The organism is Achromobacter sp. JCM 18799, from assembly GCF_055395645.1.
This window is the reverse complement of sequence record NZ_AP043866.1, coordinates 3,936,142-3,956,191: the sequence shown is the minus strand read 5'-3', so window position 1 is coordinate 3,956,191 and position 20,050 is coordinate 3,936,142. Positions and strand designations below refer to the sequence as shown.

Annotated in this window: 16 protein-coding genes; 6 read left to right on the top strand and 10 right to left on the bottom strand. The window is 67.3% G+C overall.

Going from position 1 to position 20,050, the window contains the following annotated elements; genetic code table 11:
- Positions 1-629: 629 nt before the first annotated feature.
- Positions 630-2,018 carry a uracil-xanthine permease family protein gene (locus tag ACZ5YA_RS18550; RefSeq protein WP_059373933.1) on the bottom strand — a complete coding sequence of 463 codons (1,389 nt, stop codon included), beginning with the start codon at positions 2,016-2,018 and terminating at the stop codon, positions 630-632.
- Positions 2,019-2,199: 181 nt separating this feature from the next.
- Between ACZ5YA_RS18550 and ACZ5YA_RS18545 the strand changes: the two genes are divergently transcribed.
- The 3 genes from ACZ5YA_RS18545 to ACZ5YA_RS18535 all read left to right on the top strand — a co-directional run bounded on the left by ACZ5YA_RS18545 (position 2,200) and on the right by ACZ5YA_RS18535 (position 6,057).
- Positions 2,200-3,603 (top strand): DKNYY domain-containing protein, encoded by a 1,404-nt coding sequence (locus tag ACZ5YA_RS18545; protein ID WP_464091060.1) that lies wholly within the window; start codon positions 2,200-2,202, stop codon positions 3,601-3,603.
- A 173-nt stretch (positions 3,604-3,776) separates the two neighbouring features.
- Positions 3,777-5,675 (top strand): molecular chaperone HtpG, encoded by a 1,899-nt coding sequence (htpG, locus tag ACZ5YA_RS18540; RefSeq protein ID WP_059373931.1) that lies wholly within the window; start codon positions 3,777-3,779, stop codon positions 5,673-5,675.
- A 112-nt stretch (positions 5,676-5,787) separates the two neighbouring features.
- A complete protein-coding gene (locus ACZ5YA_RS18535; RefSeq protein ID WP_059373930.1) occupies positions 5,788-6,057 on the top strand; it encodes a helix-turn-helix domain-containing protein in 270 nt (89 codons plus the stop codon).
- 100 nt (positions 6,058-6,157) lie between these two features.
- On the opposite strand, the gene ACZ5YA_RS18530 is transcribed toward ACZ5YA_RS18535, so the two are convergent.
- The 6 genes from ACZ5YA_RS18530 to ACZ5YA_RS18505 form a co-directional block, all read right to left on the bottom strand.
- The gene (locus ACZ5YA_RS18530) at positions 6,158-8,296 is read right to left on the bottom strand and encodes an acetate--CoA ligase family protein (RefSeq protein ID WP_464091059.1); all 2,139 of its coding nucleotides are present in this window, start codon (positions 8,294-8,296) and stop codon (positions 6,158-6,160) included.
- 17 nt (positions 8,297-8,313) lie between these two features.
- Positions 8,314-9,309: an acrylyl-CoA reductase family protein gene (locus ACZ5YA_RS18525; protein WP_280015950.1), complete on the bottom strand. Its 996-nt coding sequence runs from the start codon at positions 9,307-9,309 to the stop codon at positions 8,314-8,316.
- Between the two features lie 18 nt (positions 9,310-9,327).
- Entirely contained in the window at positions 9,328-10,491 is a 1,164-nt protein-coding gene (locus ACZ5YA_RS18520) for an acyl-CoA dehydrogenase family protein (RefSeq protein WP_464091058.1), read from the bottom strand.
- A 3-nt stretch (positions 10,492-10,494) separates the two neighbouring features.
- Positions 10,495-11,466 carry a tripartite tricarboxylate transporter substrate binding protein gene (locus tag ACZ5YA_RS18515; RefSeq protein ID WP_464091057.1) on the bottom strand — a complete coding sequence of 324 codons (972 nt, stop codon included), beginning with the start codon at positions 11,464-11,466 and terminating at the stop codon, positions 10,495-10,497.
- Positions 11,467-11,484: 18 nt separating this feature from the next.
- Positions 11,485-12,468, bottom strand: coding sequence for a Bug family tripartite tricarboxylate transporter substrate binding protein (locus ACZ5YA_RS18510; RefSeq protein WP_118931493.1), 984 nt, complete (start codon positions 12,466-12,468; stop codon positions 11,485-11,487).
- Positions 12,469-12,530: 62 nt separating this feature from the next.
- The gene (locus ACZ5YA_RS18505) at positions 12,531-13,697 is read right to left on the bottom strand and encodes an acyl-CoA dehydrogenase family protein (protein ID WP_464091056.1); all 1,167 of its coding nucleotides are present in this window, start codon (positions 13,695-13,697) and stop codon (positions 12,531-12,533) included.
- 175 nt (positions 13,698-13,872) lie between these two features.
- Here ACZ5YA_RS18505 and ACZ5YA_RS18500 point away from each other — a divergent pair, with 175 nt between their 5' ends.
- From ACZ5YA_RS18500 to ACZ5YA_RS18490, 3 genes are all read left to right on the top strand, one after another.
- Positions 13,873-14,670, top strand: a complete 798-nt coding sequence (locus tag ACZ5YA_RS18500; protein WP_118931585.1) for an IclR family transcriptional regulator — start codon at positions 13,873-13,875, stop codon at positions 14,668-14,670.
- Positions 14,660-15,433 carry an IclR family transcriptional regulator gene (locus tag ACZ5YA_RS18495; protein WP_059373923.1) on the top strand — a complete coding sequence of 258 codons (774 nt, stop codon included), beginning with the start codon at positions 14,660-14,662 and terminating at the stop codon, positions 15,431-15,433. The genes ACZ5YA_RS18500 and ACZ5YA_RS18495 overlap by 11 nt, the downstream gene beginning before the upstream one ends.
- A gap of 183 nt (positions 15,434-15,616) precedes the next feature.
- On the top strand, positions 15,617-16,816 hold the full coding sequence (locus tag ACZ5YA_RS18490; RefSeq protein WP_059373922.1) for an MFS transporter: 1,200 nt from the start codon (positions 15,617-15,619) through the stop codon (positions 16,814-16,816).
- A gap of 77 nt (positions 16,817-16,893) precedes the next feature.
- Here ACZ5YA_RS18490 and ACZ5YA_RS18485 read toward each other — a convergent pair whose 3' ends face one another.
- From ACZ5YA_RS18485 to ACZ5YA_RS18475, 3 genes are read right to left on the bottom strand one after another with little or no spacing between them, the layout of a single operon-like run.
- A complete protein-coding gene (locus ACZ5YA_RS18485; protein WP_118931497.1) occupies positions 16,894-18,204 on the bottom strand; it encodes an MFS transporter in 1,311 nt (436 codons plus the stop codon).
- 42 nt (positions 18,205-18,246) lie between these two features.
- Positions 18,247-19,395 (bottom strand): galactonate dehydratase, encoded by a 1,149-nt coding sequence (gene dgoD / locus ACZ5YA_RS18480; RefSeq protein ID WP_059373920.1) that lies wholly within the window; start codon positions 19,393-19,395, stop codon positions 18,247-18,249.
- The gene (locus ACZ5YA_RS18475; protein WP_280015946.1) at positions 19,392-20,045 is read right to left on the bottom strand and encodes a 2-dehydro-3-deoxy-6-phosphogalactonate aldolase; all 654 of its coding nucleotides are present in this window, start codon (positions 20,043-20,045) and stop codon (positions 19,392-19,394) included. Before ACZ5YA_RS18475 ends, dgoD begins: the two co-directional genes overlap by 4 nt.
- Between the last annotated feature and the right edge of the window lie 5 nt (positions 20,046-20,050).

Below are 20,050 nucleotides of genomic sequence, written 5' to 3'. Positions count from 1 at the left end.
CTGCTCTCTACACCTTCCGCTTCTTTTTCAAAAAGCGGCTTGGCTCGGTATTAGCTCGGACTTGCGTCCAGGGCCTTCGCCGAGTTTGACGGGCTTCACCTCAAGAATTTCTTCAAGAGGGCTCAAATTTGGTCTGAGTCCCCTGCGTCTACCAATTTCACCACCCGGGCTTTGAATTCTCTGGACTGGGCCAGAATTTTCTGTTCAACCGTGGTTGATCTTCCATCTCGCCGCAGGCTCAATATGTCAGATCAACGTCTCAATTCTACTTGCTGCCTCTTGGCTTTTCGCCGTGGCTCCTATTTGGCTCCTAGGTCTCAACAAGCCCTTTGGGTCTCTATTCGACCAGTCGCCGCAAACCATTATCCCGCCTAGTGTTGCGTGGTGTTCACGAATTTCAAAAAAAGGTACACAAACCTCTTTTTGAGTCCCCTGCGTCTACCAATTTCACCACCCGGGCTAGGAGGTCGCGGACACGTCCAAACGACGGTCGCGGGAGAAGCGAAGACGGCGATTATATGCGGTCTGGGAAAAATTGTCAGGCGGCCCTGGATCCAGCCATCTGACAGGGGCCAGTCCGTCCGCACACAGGGGCAGGTAGGGACTGGCTTTCCGAGGAATCCGCTGCCTTACTTTTTCTCAGGCAGGAACCAGTTCATCACCAGCGCGCAGATGCCGCCAGTAGCCACGCCCGACTCCAGCACGCTCTTCACGGCATGGGGCAGGTGCGACAGGATTTCCGGCACTTGCGACACGCCCAGGCCCAGCGCCAGGGACACGGCGATGATCAGCAGGGCGCGGCGGTCCAGGTGGATGCCGGCCAGGATGTTGATGCCGGACGCGGCGACCGCGCCGAACATGACCATGGCGGCGCCGCCCAGGACGGGCTCGGGCACGGCCTGCAGGATGCCGGCCACGGCCGGGAACAGGCCCAGCAGGATCAGCATGCCGGCGATCCACACGCCGACGTGGCGGCTGGCGATGCCGGTCAGCTGGATCACGCCGTTGTTCTGCGCGAAGACCGAGCTGGGGAAGGTGTTGAAGACGCCGGCCAGGAGCGAATTCGCGCCGTTGACCAGGACGCCGCCCTTGATGCGTTGCATCCACAGCGGGCCTTCGACGGGCTGCTTGGAGACCTTGCTGGTGGCGGTGACGTCGCCGATGGCTTCCAGGGACGTGACCAGGTAGATGATCAGCATGGGCACGAACAGCGCCCACGAGAAGCCCAGGCCGAAGTGCAGCGGCGTGGGGATCTGGAACAGGGCGGCTTCGCGGGCGCCGGTGAAGTCCAGGCGGCCCATGTAGGCGGCGGCGATGTAGCCGACGGCCAGCGCCAGTACCAGGGCGGTGCTGCGCACCCACACGACTGGCACGCGGTTCAGCAGGATGATGGTGCCCAGGACCAGGCCCGACAGGGTCAGGTTCTCGGCGCTGGCGAAGGTGCCGTTGCCCATGGCGCTATAGCCGCCGCCCATGCTGATGAGGCCGACCTTGATCAGGGTCAGGCCGATGAGCAGCACGACGATGCCGGTGACCAGCGGCGTGATCAGGCGCTTGACGAAGGGCAGGATGCGGCTGATGCCCATTTCGACGAAGGAGCCAGCGATGACGACGCCGAAGATCGCGGCCATGACAGCCTCGACCGGGGTGCCTTGCTTGACCATGACCGAGCCGCCCGCGATCAGCGGGCCGACGAAGTTGAAGCTGGTGCCCTGCACGATCAGCAGGCCGGCGCCCAGGGGGCCGAAACGCTTGCACTGGACGTAGGTGGCAATGCCGGAGATGACCAGCGACATGGACACGATCAGGGTGGTGTCGCGGGAGCTCACGCCCAGGGCCTGGCAGATCAGCAGGCCGGGGGTGACGATGGGAACCAGGATGGCCAGCAGGTGCTGCAGGGCGGCGACGAAGGCCACGGGAGGCGCGGGGCGGTCGTCGGGGCCGTAGACCAGGTCAGGGCTGGGGTCGGCGTCGGATGAGCCGTGGGGGGCGGGTTGGGTCAGGGAGGCGGGTTGCATGGCGGATGGGCCGGCCAGGGATGGGTAGGGGGGAAAGTGCGGGATTTTAGCGGGGAAGGCCTCGCGCCGTCCGGGGACGGACCGGGAGGGGGCGCAGATGCGCCGCAGACCCGGGCCGGGATTGCGGCCGCTGGTTAGAATCCCTGGTCGCCAATCAACGGCAGGTCAGCCCCGCCACTCCATGCAAAAACGCGCCAAATGGGCCGTGATCTCGCTGGTCCTGATCATCGCCGCGCTGCCGATGTTCCTGTTGTTCTGGTTGATGGACGGCGACGACTTCGCGGCCGTCGACCGTGGACAGTCCTACGGCAACAGCATCTATAAGAACTATCAGGGCGGCGTTTACGCCGCCGTCCCCAGCAACGGCTACTACCGCATGGACGACGCCGATCCAGCCAGTTTCACGGCCTTCGATACCGGGGCTTTCGACGGCAGGCAGGCGGCCAGGGACCAGCGCCACGTGTATTGCGGCAACCAGGTCTTGCCGGACATGAAGCCCGCGTCCGCGCGCTACCTGGGCAACAGCTATTTCAGCGATGGCGCGGTCACGGTTTTCTGTTCGATGCACAGCGTGCGCAACGAAAAGCTGGGCATGCTGGACGAGTTCTGGCAGAAGATCCAGTACCAGGCGGACGCCGGCCCCAAGCCGCAGACCTACCTGTATCCGTTCGTCGTCCTGCCGGCCAGCGTCCGGCCCTACCGGCCGCTGCTGGACCGCGAGCTGGCCACTGACGATGTGCGCGTGTACTACCGGGGCCGCGAAATGCCGCAGGCGGCGCCGGCTTCGTTGCGCCGCCTGCCCGCGGGCAGGGATGGCGATGTCCGTTCCAGCGACGATTTTTTCGCCGACGGCCGCCGCGTCTATTTCCACGAGCAGTTGCTGCCGCTGTCGGATGATCCCGCGCTGTATACCTTCATGGTGGGCGACCTGTACCGCCAGCCCTATCTACAAGATCCGCGCGACGGCATGGTGTACGTGGGCGCGCAGCCCTTCGACGCGGCGCATGCGCCGTACCGCCTGCTGAACGAGCACGGCCGGCATGTGTACCAGGCGCTGTTCCGCAGCAAGAACGGCATCTTTTTCTACAACACGCAGACGCGGCAGGTGGAACGGGCGGGGGACGACCCCTTCGCTTCGGGATCCTTCACCGAGCTGTCGCCATACGTGTACACGGACGGCAAACAGACGTTGTTCCTGCAGGCGCAGGAAGTTTGGGCTCGCAACTCGCGGGGCGGGGGCGGCGGGCTGGTGTCCCGTTCCACGCTGGTCAATCAGCTGACGGATGCGCCGGCTGGGGAATGGATCAAGCGCGGCGTGGTTTATCACAACTTCGGCACGGTCTGGCAGAAGGGCGAGAAACTCTATTACCTCGACGAGCTCGGACCCTCGCAGCTGATTTTCCATTCGATCTATCAGATCATGGACCGCGACGCGGCGGATTTCCTGCTGCGCTCGCAAGAAACTCGGCAGATCACGGCTGCCGACATCCGCAAGCTGGTCCGGGCTGGCAAGCTGGCAGTGCCGCAGTATGAAACCGTGCTGGAAGCCAAGACACGTTATCGGAAGGTGTTCTCCATTTTCTGAGGCGCCGCCGCCACTCCCCAAAATGGGAGGTTGGGGCCGGCCGGGGTTTTCCTGCCCGCCCTTGAAAATGCGCCATTGGCCCCTACATCAGTAGGGTTTCCCGGCGGCCGCGCGGGCCAGAAGTCCCGGCAGCCAATAACCGTCCCTAATTTTTTACCTAGCCACGTAGAACTATGAGCCAAACCGCCACGCCTTCCACGTCCGAAACCCTGGGGTTCCAGGCAGAGGTGAAGCAGCTGCTGCACCTGATGATCCATTCGCTGTACAGCAACAAGGAAATCTTCCTGCGCGAGCTGGTGTCGAACGCATCGGACGCCTGCGACAAGCTGCGCTTCGAGGCCATCGACCGGCCCGAGCTGCTGGAAGGCAATGGCGAACTGGCCATCACGGTCAGCTACGACAAGGCTGCCCGCACCATCACCATCTCCGACAACGGCATCGGCCTGTCGCGCGAAGAAGCGGTGGCCAACCTGGGTACGATCGCGCGCTCCGGCACGCGGGAATTCTTCTCGCAGCTGACCGGCGACAAGCAGAAGGACGCGCAGCTGATCGGCCAGTTCGGCGTGGGCTTCTATTCCTCGTTCATCGTGGCCGACAAGGTCACGGTGGTCAGCCGCCGCGCCGGCGCCACGGACGCGATCCAGTGGGAATCCGACGGCCAGGGCGAATTCACCATCGCCGCGGCCGAGAAGGCCACGCGCGGCACGGACGTCACGCTGCACCTGCGCGCCGACGAAGACGAATTGCTCAACGGCTGGAAGCTGCGCGAGATCCTGCGCCGCTACTCGGACCACATCTCCCTGCCCATCCGCATGGCCAAGGAAGAGTGGGACCAGGAAAAGGGCGAGCAGATCAAGACCGAAGAACTGGAAACGGTGAACCAGGCCAATGCGCTGTGGGCCCGCAGCAAGTCGGACGTGACTGAAGACCAGTACCGCGAGTTCTACAAGACGGTGTCGCACGACTACGACGACCCGCTGGCCTGGACCCACAACCGCGTCGAAGGCCGCAGCGAATACACGCAGCTGCTGTACGTGCCCAAGCACGCGCCCATGGACCTGTGGGACCGCGACGGCCGCCGCGGCGTGAAGCTGTACGTCAAGCGCGTCTTCATCATGGACGACGCCGATCAGCTGCTGCCTTCGTACCTGCGCTTTGTGCGCGGCGTGATCGATTCGGCCGACCTGCCGCTGAACGTGTCGCGTGAGATCCTGCAGGAAAGCCGCGACGTGCGCGCCATCCGCGAGGGTTCGGCCAAGCGCATCCTGTCGCTGCTGGAAGACATGGCGGAGAACAAGCCGGAAGACTACGCCACGTTCTGGTCCGAGTTCGGCCAGGTGCTGAAGGAAGGCGCGGGCGAAGACCACGCCAACCTGGAACGCATCGCCAAGCTGATGCGCTTTGCCTCGACCCACACGGGCGACCAGGCCCAGACCGTGTCGTTCGCCGACTACGTGTCGCGCATGAAGGAAGGCCAGGACAAGATCTACTACGTCACGGCGGATACCTTCGCCGCGGCCAGCAACAGCCCGCATCTGGAAATCTTCCGCAAGAAGGGCATCGAAGTCCTGCTGCTGTCGGATCGCGTGGACGAATGGATGTTGTCCTACCTGCGTGAATTCGACGGCAAGTCGCTGGTGTCGGTGGCCAAGGGTGGCCTGGACCTGGCCGAGCTGGCCGACGAGGAAGAAAAGAAGCACCAGGCTGAAGTGGCCGAGGACTTCAAGCCGCTGGTCGAGCGCCTGCAGAAGACGCTGGAAGACCAGGTCAAGGAAGTGCGCGTGACGCTGCGCCTGGTGGACTCGCCGGCTTGCGTGGTGGTGGGCCAGAACGAACTCAGCCCGCATCTGCTGCGCATGCTCAAGGCCGCCGGCCAGGAAGCGCCCAACGTCAAGCCGGTGCTGGAAATCAACCCCGAGCACCCGCTGCTGGCCCGCATCCGCGCCGCCGAAGACGGCGAGTTCGACCAGTGGGCGCGTTTGCTGCTGGATCAGGCGCTGCTGGCCGAAGGCGCGCAGATCGCCGACCCGGCCGCGTTCGTGAAGCGCTTGAATGCGTTGCTGCTGAAGTAAGCAGCGCATCCGTTGGAAGAAGGAAAGGCGCCTCTGGCGCCTTTTTTTCGTCTGGGAGACGCTTCACAAGCAGTGGTTTAAAAATTACCGATCGGTAATTTTGGGGATAGACATGGCCTCGAACGATGTTCCTGCCGCGCTCGCAGGCGGGGCCGGCGTAACGATTCGCACATCGACCGAATTGGGCGAATTGGTGAAGGCCGTCCGGCGCTCGCAGGGCTTGCTGCAAGCGGATCTGGCTGGCCTGTCCGGCACCGGCAACCGCTATGTGGTGGATCTGGAGCGCGGGAAGCCCACGCTGCAATTGCAGAAGGTGCTGGACATGCTGGATCTGCTGGGCCTGGAAGTGCAGGTAGCGCCCAAGCGCCCGAGTCTGCCATGACCGTCGCCGATGCGCTGGACATCTATCACGCGGACCGCAAGGTCGGCCGCTTGTTCGACGAGCGGCCGTTGCGCTTCGTAGCCGTCCGCGGCCCCATCGGCTAGACCGTCTGCGCGGCCCCCTCGCCGCGTATCACTACAGCATCCAGCGCCACCACTCCCTTACCCTCAGGTAAAGCCAGTAAGGGATTGATCTCCACCGAACTGAAGTCCGCGCGCCGCGCGTGGGCGAAGCGGGATAGCGCCGCCAGCGCGTCGGCCAGCGCGTCGACGTCGCAAGGAGGCGCGCCACGCGCGCCTTGCAGCAGCGCGTAGCCCTTGATCTCGCGGATCATCGCCAGGGCTTCGTCGCGCCCGAAGGGGGCCAGGCGGAAGCTCACATCCTTGAGCACTTCGACGAAGACGCCGCCCAATCCGAACATGACGACCGGGCCGAACACCGGGTCGCAATGCACGCCGGCTATGCATTCCACGCCCTTGGGCGCCATGGGCGCGACGAGCACGCCGTCGATGCGGGCGTCGGGCCGGTGCTGGCGCACGGCGGCCATGATGTCGGCATAGGCCTGCCGCACGGCGGCTTCACCGCGGATGTTGAGCTTCACGCCGCCTACGTCGCTCTTGTGCGTGATGTCGGGCGATACCACCTTGAGAACGACGGGAGCGGCGTCGCCGTTCGTAGCAGCCAGCTCGGCGACGGCGCGCACTGCCGCGTTCACGTCGGCGGCCAGCGTGCAGGGCGAGGCCGGCAAGCCGGCCTGGCGCAGCAGCGCCATGGCCTGGACTTCGTTGTAGGCGTCCAGCAATGGCGGTGTGTGCGCCGCGGGCATCGTGGGAGCATCGTCAGCAACGTCGCTACCCGTATGAGCAGCCAGCCCGGCCACCGCGCCTATCGTGCGGATGGCGGCGCTGGGATCAGTGAACACCAGGCAGCCCAGCTGTTCCAGCTCGCGGCGGCGTGCGGGCGGAAACAGTGCGCTGATGGCCAGCGGCACGTCCGGATGGCGGGCCTGCATCTGCCTTGCGAAAGCCTCGAAGGTAGGCCACAAGGCTTCGGAGGATCCAGCAGCGGCCAGGAAGACGGCCAGCGCGTCGTAGCGACCATCGGCCAGCATGTCGTCGGCGGTGGCCAGCAGCAGGCCGGGTTCGGACACGGCCTGGCCGGTGACGTCGACGGGATTGCGGCCGCTGGCGAAGGGCACGCGCTCCAGCAGGCGGGCCTGAGCTTCGGCGGCGGGTTCGGGCAGCGCCAGGCCGGTGTCCTCGGCTTCGTCGGCCATCAGCGCGCCCACGCCGCCGGAGATGGTGAAGATCCCCAGCCGGCGGCCCTGCGGCGGCCGTTTCCAGGTGTCCAGCGCATAGCCTAGGTTGAAGAATTCCTCGATGGTGCGCGCGCGCAGGGCGCCGTATTGGCGGAACAGCGCGTCGTACACGGCGTCGTCGCCGGCCAGCGCTGCCGTATGCGAGGCGGCGGCTTGCGCGCCGGCCTGGGTGCGGCCGATCTTGGTGACGACCACGGGTTTGCCCGCCGCGCGCGCCGCGGCCAGGGCGCGGCGCAGCTTGGCGCCGTCGCGGCAGCCTTCCATGTAGGCCATGATGACGCGGGTATCGGCGTCGCAAGCCAGCCATTCGATGCAATCGGCCACGTCGATGTCGGCCTCGTTGCCGGTGCTGATCCAGTGCGACAGGCCCAGGCCGCGCTCGCGCGCCATGCTGTAGGCATAAGCGCCGAATGCGCCGCTCTGCGACACCATGCCGATGCCGCCTGCGGCGACGATGCCGTTGGCGGGGGCGGGCGAGAACGTCGCGTAGACATTGCGCCGCACGTTCATGAGGCCCAGGCAATTCGGTCCCAGCAGGCGGATGCCCCGCTCGCGCGCGATGGCGCAGAGCCGTTCCTGTTGCGCGGTCCCTTGCGCGCCGGTCTCGGAAAAACCCGAGGTGAACACCACGGCGGCGCCGACCTGGCCGGGCCGGGCGCGTTCCAGCGCCTGCGCGGCATGGGCGGCAGGCACGGCCAGGATGGCCAGGTCCACGTCCGCGTCCAGCGCGTCCAGGCCGGGCAGGGCCGGCAGGCCGGCGATGGCGTCCGCGCGCGGGTTGACGGGAATGATGCGGCCGCCGTAGCCGTGCTGGAGCAGCAGCCTGACCGGCATCGCGCCGATCTTGTCGGGCGTGGCCGAGGCGCCGACGATGGCGATGCCTTGCGGATTGAAGAGGCGGGACAGGGAGGAGTCAGTCATGATGTGGCGATGAAGAATCAGGAGTAGCGCACGACGCTGCGGCCCGTGCTGCCGCGTTCGAGCATGGCGGCCAGGGCTAGCGGCAGCTCGCGGGGTTCGATGACGCGCGCGATCAGGTCCAGATGCGCGGGGCGATACTCGGCGGCGAGCTTGTTCCATACCTGGCGCCGCAGCGGCATGGGGCTGTTGGCGTTGATGCCCAGCAGCTTGACGCCGCGCAGGATGAAGGGGATGACGGTGGTGGGCAGTTCCGCGCCGCCGGCGTTGCCGAAGGCGGCGGCCACGCCGTCCGGCTTCAGGCTGGCCAACGCGTGGGCCAGTAGCGGGCCGCCCACGGAGTCGACCACGCCCGCCCAGCGCGCGCTCATGAGCGGCTTGATGCCGGCCGACAGGTCGGGCGGAGCGATCACCTCCTGCGCGCCCAACGAGCGCAGATAGTCCGCTGCAGCCGGCTTGCCGGACATGGCGCAGACGCGATAACCGCGCTGGCTCAGGATGTCGATGGCGACGCCGGCAACGCCGCCGGTGGCGCCGGTGACCAGCACCTCGCCTTGTTCCGGCGTCAGTCCGCAATGTTCCATCCAGTGCAGCGAAAGCGCGGCCGTGTAGCCCGCCGCGCCCAGCACGGCGGCGTCGCGCAACCCAATGCCTGGGGGCAGCGGCAGCACCCAGTCATGGCGCACCCGCGCATACTCGGCGTAGCCGCCGTCGCAGTCCACGCCGATGCCGAAGCCGTGCACCACGACCTCCTGGCCGGGCGCGAGCGCCGGGTCGGCGGAATGCACCACGGTGCCCGAGAGATCGATGCCGCCGATACGCGGATACTCGCGGATGATGCCGCCGCGTCCGGCCTGGGCCAGCGCGTCCTTGTAGTTCAGGCCCGCATAGGCCACCTTGATGAGCGTGTCGCCCGCGGACAGCTGGTCCGCGGACAAGGTTTCGTAGCGGCCTTGCGGGGGCTGGCCCGCTGCGCCCGCATGTAGGCGGTAGGCCTGGAATTCGAGGTTTTCCATGTTCGTCTCCTTGAGGGCTCAGGCCAGCAGCCGGCGCGCCAGCGTGGCGCGGTGCAGTTCGTTGGCGCCGTCGTAGATGCGGAAGGGGCGCATCTCCTGCCAGACCATGGACACGGGCGTGTCGTCCGACAGGCCCGATGCGCCCATCATCTGCACGGCGCGGTCGGCCACGCGGTTCACCGCCTCGGACACGAAGACCTTGGCCATGGCGCTGTGCTGCTTCACCGACAGGCCCTCGTCCATGCGGGTTGCGCAATCCAGCGTCATGAGGCGGCTGGCGTGCAGGTCGATGTGGGAGTCCGCGACCATGGCCTGGATCTGCTGCAGATCGGCCAGGCGCGAGCCGAAGGATTCGCGCTGCATCACATAGGCCTGCGCCGTCTCCAGCGCGCGACGGGCGCGGCCGATGTAGCGCATGCAATGGGACAGCCGGGCAGGCTCCAGCCGCAGCTGCGCATACTCCAGGCCGCGACCGGGCTCGCCCAGCACGCCTTCATCGTCGACCTCGCAGTCCCGCAGCAGGATCTCGGCGTGGCCGCCGATCTGGTAGCCCGTCACCATGCCGATGTCGCGCACCACCTGGTAGCCCGGCGTGTCTGCCGGCACCAGGAACAGTGTGGCGCCGGTATCGGTGCGCGCCAGCACCAGCGCGAAATCCGCGCCCACGCCGCCGCTGATGAATTGCTTGTGGCCGTTCAGCACCCAACGCGCGCCGCGCCGTTCGGCGCGGGTGCGCAGCATGGACGGATCGGAACCGGCGCCGGGCGCGGGCTCGGTCATGGCGAAGCAGGCTCGCTGTTCGCCGTGCACCAGCGGCGCGAGGAAGCGTTCCTGCTGGGCGGCGTTGCCCAGGCGCAGCAGCGTCAGCATGTTGGGCTGGTCGGGCGCGGCGCAGTTCAGCGCCGCGGGTCCAAGGAAGCCGCGCCCCGCTTCTTCCAGCACCTGGGCCAGGGCGCGCCAGCCCAGTCCCAGCCCGCCCCATTCCCGCGGCAACTGCGGCGCATACAGGCCGGCCTCGCGAGCCTGTATGCGCAGTTGGGCGACGCAGCGATCCAGCGCGGCCACGTCGCGGGCAATGGCGGGGGACTCGGCGGGTATCGCCACCTCGTCGACGAAGCGGCGCACGCGCGCGCATACCTCTTGCAGGGCGTCGCCGCCGTTGCGTTCTTGCTTGGACTGCATGGTTTATTCCTCGATCTTGACGCCGGCCTGCTTGACCACGGCGCGCCATCTGTCGGTTTCGTCGGCGATGTGCCGGCCGAACGCTTCGGCCGTGCCGCCGGTGGCTTGCATGCCCAGCCCGTTGAAGTAGCTGCGCACTTCCGGATCGGCCAGCACGGCGTTGATCTGCCGGTTCAGCAGGGCGATCACGTCCTTCGGCGTACCGGCGGGCGCCATCACGCCCCACCAGGACGAGGCCGACAACGGCACGCCCAGTTCAGCCAGCGTGGGCACGTCGGGCAGCTCGGGATTGCGCGTTTGCGAGGCGATGGCGACCGCGCGCAGACGCCCGGCCTTGACCTGCGCATACACCGGCGGCAGGTTGTCGAAGCTCATCTGGACCTGGCCGCCGACCAGCGCGGTGGCGGCTTCGCTGCTGCCCTTGTAGGGGATGTGCCGCAGCGCGATGCCGGTCTGGTGGGCGAACTGCTCGCCCGCCAGATGGGGGATGCTGCCCGTTCCCGCGGTGGCGAATGTCAGGCCCTGCTGCTGCGCGGCGGCGCGCTTCAAGTCTTCCAGGCTGCGTATGGGGCTGGCGGCGGGCAGCAGCAGGTAGACCGGCACGTCCGTCGCCCAGACCACGGGCGTCAGGTTCTTCTTCACGTCATAGGGCAGCTTGGAGTACAGCACGCTGTTGGTCGCCAGATTGGCGGTGCCCATCAGCAGGGTGTAGCCGTCGGGCGCGGCGCTGGCGACCAAGGCGGTGCCGATCTGCGTCGCGCCGCCGGGCTTGTTTTCCACCACCACGGGCTGGCCCAGCAAGGGGGCCAGCTTGCGGGCGATCATGCGCGCCGCGGTGTCGGTGCCGCCGCCGGCCGCGTAGGGCACGATCAGGCGTATCGGCTTGTCGGGATAGGCGGCGGCCTGTGCCGCCCCGGCCGCGCCCAGCAGGGCGACGGCGCACAGCGCGCGCAGCGTTCGGATCAGGATTTGCATGGCGGTCTCCCGGCGGGCCTACTGGATGCGGGTGCCGGTGGACTGCACCAGCTTGCCCCACCAGGCGGTTTCGTCCGCGATCTGCTTGGCGAACTCGGCCGGCGTGCTGGCCAGCGGTTCCGCGCCCAGCTCCTGGAAGCGGGTGCGCAGCTGCGGGTCCTGCAGCGCCTTGACCACCGCTGCGTGCAGCCGTTCGATCACCGCCGGATCGGTGCCGGCAGGCGCCATCAACCCCTTCCAGGCCATCACCACAAAGCCCTTCTGCCCAGCTTCATCGAAGGTGGGGATGTCGGGCGCCGCGGTGGCGCGCTGGTCGCTGGGCACCGCCAGCGCGCGCAGGCCGCCGGCTTTTACCTGCGGCAGCAGCGCCGGCATGTTGTCGATCATGAAATCGATGTGGCCGGCCACCAGGTCGGTGACGGCGGGGCCGGTGCCTTTGTAGGGCACGTGCTCGGCCTGGATGCCGGTCTGCTGCTTGAGCAGTTCGCCAGCCAGCTGCGCCGGCGAACCGTTGCCAGGAGAGCCAAAGGACAGCTTGCCGGGGTTGTTGCGCGCGTACTGCAGGAATTCCTGCAGCGTCTTCACCGGCATGGATTTGGTCACCACCATCAGATTGTGTTCGCGCTCCAGGCAGGTGATGGGCGCCAGGTCCTTGGCCGGATTGAACGGCATGTTGGCGTACAGGCTGGGATTGATGACGGTGGGTCCGGCCGCCGCCAACAGCAGCGTGTAGCCGTCGGGCGCGGCGCGGGCCACGAAGTCGCCGCCGATGTTGCCGCCGGCGCCGGGTTTGTTCTCGACGATGACGGGTTGGCCCAGGATGGGATGCAGCGCTTCGGCCAGCAGGCGGCCCAGGATGTCGGTCGAGCCGCCGGGGGCGAACGGCACGATCAGCCTCACGGGCTTGTCGGGATAGGCGGCCGCGGCTTGCGGCGGCAGCGCCGCGCAGGCGAAGGCGGCGGCCATGGCGCCGATCCACTTCGGCAGGTGCTTGTGCAGCATGATGGAAGTCTCCTTTGGTTGGCGGGCCGCCGGCTTCTTGCGGCTGCGGTCCCTGTATTGCCCTAGCGGCCGGGCGTGTAGCCCGCCTGGCTCAGCGTATGGCGGGCGATGTTCAATTGATGGATCTGGCTGGTGCCCTCGTACAGGCGGAACAGGCGCACGTCGCGGTAGAAGCGTTCTATGCCGTGATCGGCGATGTAGCCGTAGCCGCCATGCATCTGCACGCAACGGTCCGCCACGCGGCCGCACATCTCGGACGCGAAATACTTGCAGATCGAGGCGTTCAGCGTCACGTCGGCGCCGGCATCGCGCTCGCGGGCGGTTTGCAGCACCAGGGCGCGGGCGGCCTGGATCTCGGTCTGGCAGTCGGCCAGCATGGCCTGGATCAGCTGAAAGTCCATCAACGGCTTGCCGAACTGCTGGCGCTCGGCCACGAAGCGCAGCGTGTCGTCCAGCATGCGGATCGCCGGGCCGATGCACAGCGCGGCCAGATGGATGCGTTGTTTGTTCAGGACCTTCATCGCGGTCTTGAAGCCCAAGCCTTCCTGGCCGCCGATGATGCAGTCGGCCGGCACGCGGCAGTCCTCGAAATGCACGGCGGACACGGGCGATCCGGCCTGGCCCATCTTGTCGTAGGGCTGGCCGGTGGACAGGCCCGGCGTGCCGCGCTCCACGATGAAGGCGGTGATGCCCTTGGCGCCAGGCGCATCGGGATTGGTGCGCGCCATGACGGTGAACAGGCCCGCCAGCGGCGCATTGGTGATGAAGCACTTTTCGCCGTTCAGCACGTAGTGGTCGCCGTCGCGCACGGCCGTGGTGCGCAGGGCCGTGGCGTCGGAACCCGCTTGCGGCTCGGTCAGGGCGAAGCAGCCGGTCAGTTCCCCGGAGGCCAGCCGCGGCAGGTAGCGGGCCTTCTGCGCGTCGGTGCCGTCGGCCACCAGCGCCTCGGAGCCGATGCCGGTATTGGTTCCGACCCGGGCGCGAAACGCCACCGAGCATTGCGACAGTTCCATGGCGGCCAGGATCAGCTCCTCGGTCGTCATGCCCGCGCCGCCGTATTGCTCGGGAATGGAGTACCCGAACAGCCCCTGCGCGGCCATGCTGGCGACCAGGTCCTGCGGCACCTCGTCCAGGCGGGCGACCTCGGCTTCGCGCGGCGCCAGTTGCTCTCGCACGTAGCGGCGCAGCGATGCTAGGAATTGCGGGAATCCGTCGGGGTCCCTGATCATGGCTAGTCTCCGTTTCATCATGGGCGCTGATGCGTGCCGCGCCGTGTTGAATCCAGGCTAGCAAAAGGCCAAGGGATTTGAGACAAGTGTTTCGATATCTTGAATGCATGGCGAGCCGTCGCTGCTCTATCATCGGCAGGGACAGACCGCGCATTCCGCGCCCAGGACCTCCACCATGACCACCCGCCCCGGCGAGCGCCATGCCGATCCCGCCTTCGCCACCACGCTGGCGCACGGCTTGTCGGTGCTGCAGGCGTTCCGGCATGGCGAACCCGCGCTCAGCAACCGCGAGCTGGCGGACCGCACCGGCCTGTCCAAGGCCACGATTTCACGCCTGACCACCACACTGATGCAGCGCGGCTTGCTGCGTTACGACGGGGGCTTGCGGCGGTACCGGCTTGGCACGGCGGTGCTGTCGCTGAGCTATCCGCTTCTGGCCAGCATCAAGGTTCGCCAGTTGGCGCGCCCGCTGATGAAGCGCCTGGCGGACGCGGCGGGCGGCTCGGCCTCGCTGGGCATGCATCACGGCCTGAACATGGTGTACGTGGAAACCTGCCGCGGACACGACGCCGTGTCGTTCCGGCCGGATATCGGCGCCTTGCTGCCGCTGCTGCCTTCGGCCATGGGACGGGCCTGGCTGGCGCAGGCGCCGGCGGACGAGGCGGAGCCCTTGCTGGCGGCGTTGCGGCGCCAGGATCCCGCCATCTGGCGGCGCCACGCGCCAGACTGGGATCAGGCTCAGCGCGACTACGCCGAACACGGCTATTGCGTGGGGCAGGGCGATTGGCATTCCGATGTGCATGCGGTGGCGGTACCCATGCGCACGCCCGTCGACGGCCAGGCGCTGGTGTTCAACTGCGGCGTGCCCGTGACGCGGTTGCGGCCGGGCGACTTGCGCGGCCGCATCGCGCCGCGCCTGCTGACGCTGGTGGCGCGCGTGGAAAAAATGCTGGAGCGCCAGCATGACGCATGACCAGGACCGCGAATTCACCACCACGCTGGCGCGCGGCATCGACATCCTGGCGTGCTTTCGCGCCGACCGGCCGGTGCTGGCCAACAAGGACTTCGCGCAGCAGACCGGGTTGTCCCGCAGTGCCGTGGCGCGCCTGACCCACACGCTGGTGGAGCTGGGTTTTCTGCAGAGCGTAGGCGAACCCGCGCGCTACCGGCTGGGTGCCTCGGTCCTGGCGCTGAGCTATCCCTTGCTGGCCAGCATGCAGATCCGGCAGCTGGCGCGGCCGTTGATGAAGCAGCTGGCCGACCACGCGCGCGGCGCCGTGTCGCTGGTGGTGCGCGACCGCCTGCAGATGGTGTACGTGGAAACCGCCCGCTCCAACGAGGCCTTGCAGACGCGGCCCGACATAGGCGCGTCGCTGCCGCTGCTGTCCAGCGCCGCCGGCAAGGCGTGGCTGGCGCGGGCGTCGGATGAGGAGAGGGCGGTCGTCCTGAACCAGCTGCGCGTGGCGGATCCCCGGCACTACGAGGTCCACTTTCCCAGCCTGGCGGCTGCGCGCCGCGATCTGGAGCGCAAAGGCTATTGCGGCAACAATCTGGAGTGGCGGCCGGACGCCTATGGCTTTGCCGCGCCGCTGGGCAGGCCCTATCAGTCGTTGCTGTACGTCTTCAATTGCGGCGTGCCGGCGCAGGATGGGCCTTACCGCGAGCGCGCAGCCGACATCGGCCCGCGGCTGGTCGCCCTGGCGCGCGAGACGGAAAGGCTGCTCGGGCTGGCCTGAGACGACTCGGCCCGTTTCCTGGATTCATGACTCCAAGTCAAAAGTGTTTCGCTGTTTCCTGCCTTTTTCCGCAAGGATGACGGCGGCATACTGGCCGCCTGCCTTCCGATCGGGTTTTCCCGCGCTCCGGCCCTTTGCGCCGGCCCGGTCCCTGGTCGGCGCAATCGAACCCAAGGAAACCACATGAATCCCCAGGACTCCCAGCCGGTGAAGGCCGGCCTGCCATTGCTGGCGCTCGCCGTCGGTGCCTTCGGCATCGGCGTGACCGAGTTTTCTCCCATGGGCCTGTTGCCCGTCATCGCCGAAGGGGTGGATGTGTCCATTCCCAGCGCCGGCATGCTGATCAGCGCCTACGCCATCGGCGTGATGGTGGGCGCGCCGCTGATGACGCTGGCCCTGTCGCGCTGGTCGCGCCGCAACGCCTTGCTGGTGCTGATGGCGATCTTCACGGTGGGCAACGTGCTGTCCGCGCTGTCGCCCAACTACACGACGCTGCTGCTGGCGCGCCTGGTCACCAGTCTGAACCATGGCGCGTTCTTCGGCCTGGGTTCGCTGGTGGCGGCCAGCGTGGTGCCGCGCCACAAGCAGGCCAGCGCCGTGGCCACCATGTTCCTGGGACTGACCATCGCCAACGTCGGCGGGGTGCCAGCAGCCACCTGGCTGGGCCAGGTCATCGGCTGGCGCATGTCGTTTGCCGCGACCTCGGTGCTGGGCCTGATCGCGATGCTGTCGCTATGGTTCGCGTTGCCGGCGGGTGAGGCAGGTCGCCGTCCCGACATCCGCCGTGAACTCGCCGTGCTGAAGAGCCCGGTGGTGCTGGTGGCCTTGCTGACCACGGTGCTGGGTGCGGGCGCGATGTTCACGCTCTACACGTACGTGGCGCCGACCCTGGCGGAGTTGACGGGCGCTTCGCCCAACTTCGTCACGGCGATGCTGGTGCTGATCGGCATCGGCTTCACCCTCGGCAACACGATGGGCGGGCGCTTTGCCGACCGTTCGCTGGACGGCAGCCTGATCGCCTTCCTGGTGCTGATCATCGCCGACCTGCTGGCGTTCCCGTGGCTGGCCACGACGCAGACCGGCGCAGCCATTGCGCTGCTGATCTTCGGTTTCGGCACGTTCGCCGTGGTGCCGCCGCTGCAGATGCGGGTGATGCGCGCCGCCACCGATGCGCCGGGCCTGGCCTCGTCGGTGAACGTGGGCGCCTTCAACCTGGGCAACGCGCTGGGCGCGGCGGCGGGCGGGGGCGTGATCTCGGCGGGCATGGGCTATGCCGCGGTGCCTGTAGCCGGCGCCGTTATCGCCGCGGCCGGCCTGGGCCTGGTGCTGTGGCAGCGCGCAAGCAACGAGCGCCAGCGCAAGGTGGCGATGCAGGGCTGCTGAGCGCGCGACACGCAGCAAGCAAAAAGGGCGCCTGTGGCATGCAGGCGCCCTTTTTCATGCCGGAGGACCGCAGCGCTTCAAGCCTCGATCCGCTCCACTTTCCCCACCAGCAAGATGTACGACAGCGCGCCCAGCAAGGCCAGCGACGACACGTACACGATTGCAGGCGCGAAGCTGTCCTTCGTCACCAGGAAGCCGATCACGATGGGCGTGCAGATCGACGACAGGTTGCCCACGAAGTTGAACACGCCGCCGGTCAGGCCCAAGAGGCGCACCGGCGCTAGCGTGGACACCAGCGACCAGGTGATCGATGCCAGGCCGTTGCCGAAGAAGGCCAGGGCCAGGAAGAAGATCACCCAGGGCGTGGAATCAGTGAAGTTGGCGCCGATCATGGACGTGGAGATCAGGAGGCCCAGGATGATGGGCAGCTTGCGCGCCAGGCCGACGGTGGCGCCGCGGCGGATCAGGAAGTCGGACAGCACGCCCGAGCACAGCACGCCGACGAAGGCCGCCAGGAACGGCACCGAGGCCAGGAAGCCGGACTTGATGAAGTCCATGCCGCGGTACTTGACCAGGTAGGTGGGGAACCAGGTCAGGAAGAACCACAGCGTCGACGTCAGGCAGAACTGGCCCAGGTACACGCCCCACAGCTTGCGCTTGCTCATGACCAGGCCCAGGTCGTTCCAGTTGAACGGCGCCTTCTTTTCCTTGACGCTGCGGTCCAGGTCGACCACGCCGCCGCCTTGCTGGATCAGCTCGATTTCCGCCGCGTTCGCGCCCTTGAACTGGCGCGGCTCGCGATAGATCATGAACCACAGCACGCCCCACACGATGCCCAGGAGGCCGGTGCTGACGAACACCATGTGCCAGCCATAGTGGTGCTGCAGCCAGGCCAGCACCGGCGTCAGGAACGCCAGGCCGACGAACTGGCCCGAGGTATAGAAGCCGATGGCGGTGGCGCGTTCGCGTTCCGGGAACCAGGTGGTGACGACGCGGTTATTGATTGGATAGGCGGGCGCTTCCAGCGCGCCCACGGCCAGGCGCAGCACGAACAGGATGACGAAGCTGCCGGCAAAGCCCATGAAGAACGTGGCTGCCGACCACAGGATCAGCGCGGCTGCGTACAGCAGGCGCGGCGATACGCGGTCCACCAGCCAGCCGCCGGGGATCTGCATGGCGGCGTAGGTCCAGCCGAAGGCCGACAGGATCAGGCCTTCATGCACGGTGTCCAGGCCGAACTCGTCCTTGAGCGCGGGTGCTGCGATCGACAGGTTGCTGCGGTCCAGGTAGTTGATGACGACGGTGATGAACAGCATCACCATGATGAGGTACCGGCTGCGCGTGGGGCGCTGGGCGCTCTGCAGGCCGGCGTGGGTGGCTGTGGACAAGGGATGTCTCCTCTTTCTCTTTATCGGCTGATTTTTATCGGCTTACCATTCGGCGAAGCTGCCGTCGGCGTGGCGCCAGACAGGGTTGCGCCAGCGGTGGCCCACGGCGGCGCGCTCCTTCACGTATTCCTCGTTGACCTCGATGCCCAGGCCGGGGCCTTGCGGAATCGCGACCATGCCGTCCTCGTAGGCGAAGACTTCGCGATTGCTGACATAGTCCAGCAGGTCGTTGGCGGCGTTGTAGTGGATGCCCAGGCTTTGTTCCTGGATGAAGGCGTTGTAGCAACCGGCGTCGATCTGCAGGCAGGTGGCCAGCGCGATCGGGCCCAGCGGGCAGTGCAGGGCCAGCGCCACGTCATAGGCTTCGGCCATGGCCGCGATCTTGCGGGTTTCGGTGATGCCGCCGGCGTGCGAGGGATCGGGCTGGATGATGTCCACATAGCCCTCGGACAGCACACGCTTGAAGTCCCAGCGCGAGAACAGGCGTTCGCCCAGCGCGATCGGGGTGGAGGTCAGCGGGGCCAGTTCCTTCAGCGCTTCGTAGTGTTCGCTCAGCACCGGCTCTTCTATGAACATGAGCTTGAACGGGTCCAGCTCCTTCATCAGCACCTTGGCCATGGGCTTGTGCACGCGGCCATGAAAGTCCACGCCTATGCCGACGTTGGGGCCGACCGCGTCGCGCACGGCGGCCACGTTCTCCAGGCATTTCTCGACCTTGTCGAAGGAATCGATGTACTGCAGCTCCTCGGTGCCGTTCATCTTCACGGCGGTGAAGCCGCGCTCCACGGCGCTCTTGGCGGCCGCCGCGGTGTCGGCCGGGCGGTCGCCGCCGATCCATGAGTACACGCGGATGCGGTCGCGCACGTTGCCGCCCAGCAGCTGCGACACGGGCACGCCCAGATCCTTGCCCTTGATGTCCCACAGGGCCTGATCGATTCCGGCCAGCGCGCTCATGTGGATGGCGCCGCCGCGGTAGAAGCCGCCGCGGTACAGCACGGTCCAGTGGTCTTCGATGTTGCGGGGATCCTTGCCGATCAGGTAGTCGGACAGTTCCTCGACGGCGGCGGCGACCGAATGGGCGCGGCCTTCGACCACGGGCTCGCCCCAGCCGACGATGCCGGCGTCCGTTTCAATCTTCAGGAAGCACCACCGCGGCGGCACGATGTAGGTGGTGAGCTTGGTGATCTTCATGCTTGGGTCTCCTGGGCGGGATAGGCGCGTTGCCAGGCCGCGATGAATGCGCGCGCGTTCTGGCCGACTTGGGCGGCCGACAGGCCGGGTTTGTACAAGGCGGAGCCCAGGCCGAAGCCGCTGGCGCCCGCCTGGGCGTAGATGGCGATGTTGTCGGGCGTGATGCCGCCCACGGGCGCCAGCGCGATCGGCGGGCGCAGCACGGCGCGCCAGGCCTTCAGCACGGCGGGGCCGAGCTGCTCGGCCGGGAACATCTTCAGCACGTCGGCGCCTGCGGCCAGCGCGGCATAGGCTTCGGTGGGCGTGGCGACGCCGGGGCAGGAGGCCATGCCCAGCGCCTTGGCTGCGCGGATCACGGCGGCGTCGCTGTGCGGCATGACGATGAGTTCGCCGCCGGCCTGCTGGACGCGGGCGCAGTCCTCGGGGTCCAGCACGGTGCCCGCGCCGATCAGGCAGTCGGTGGGCAGCGCCGCGCGCATCGCGCGGATGCTGTCCAGCGGGTCGGGCGAATTCAGCGGCACTTCGATCAGGCGAAAGCCGGCGGCGTAGAGCTCCAGCCCTATGGCTTCGGCCTCGGCGGGCTTGATGCCGCGCAGGATGGCGATCAGGCCGCAGTGGGCCATGGCGGTTTGCAGACCGGGATGGTTCATGTTCG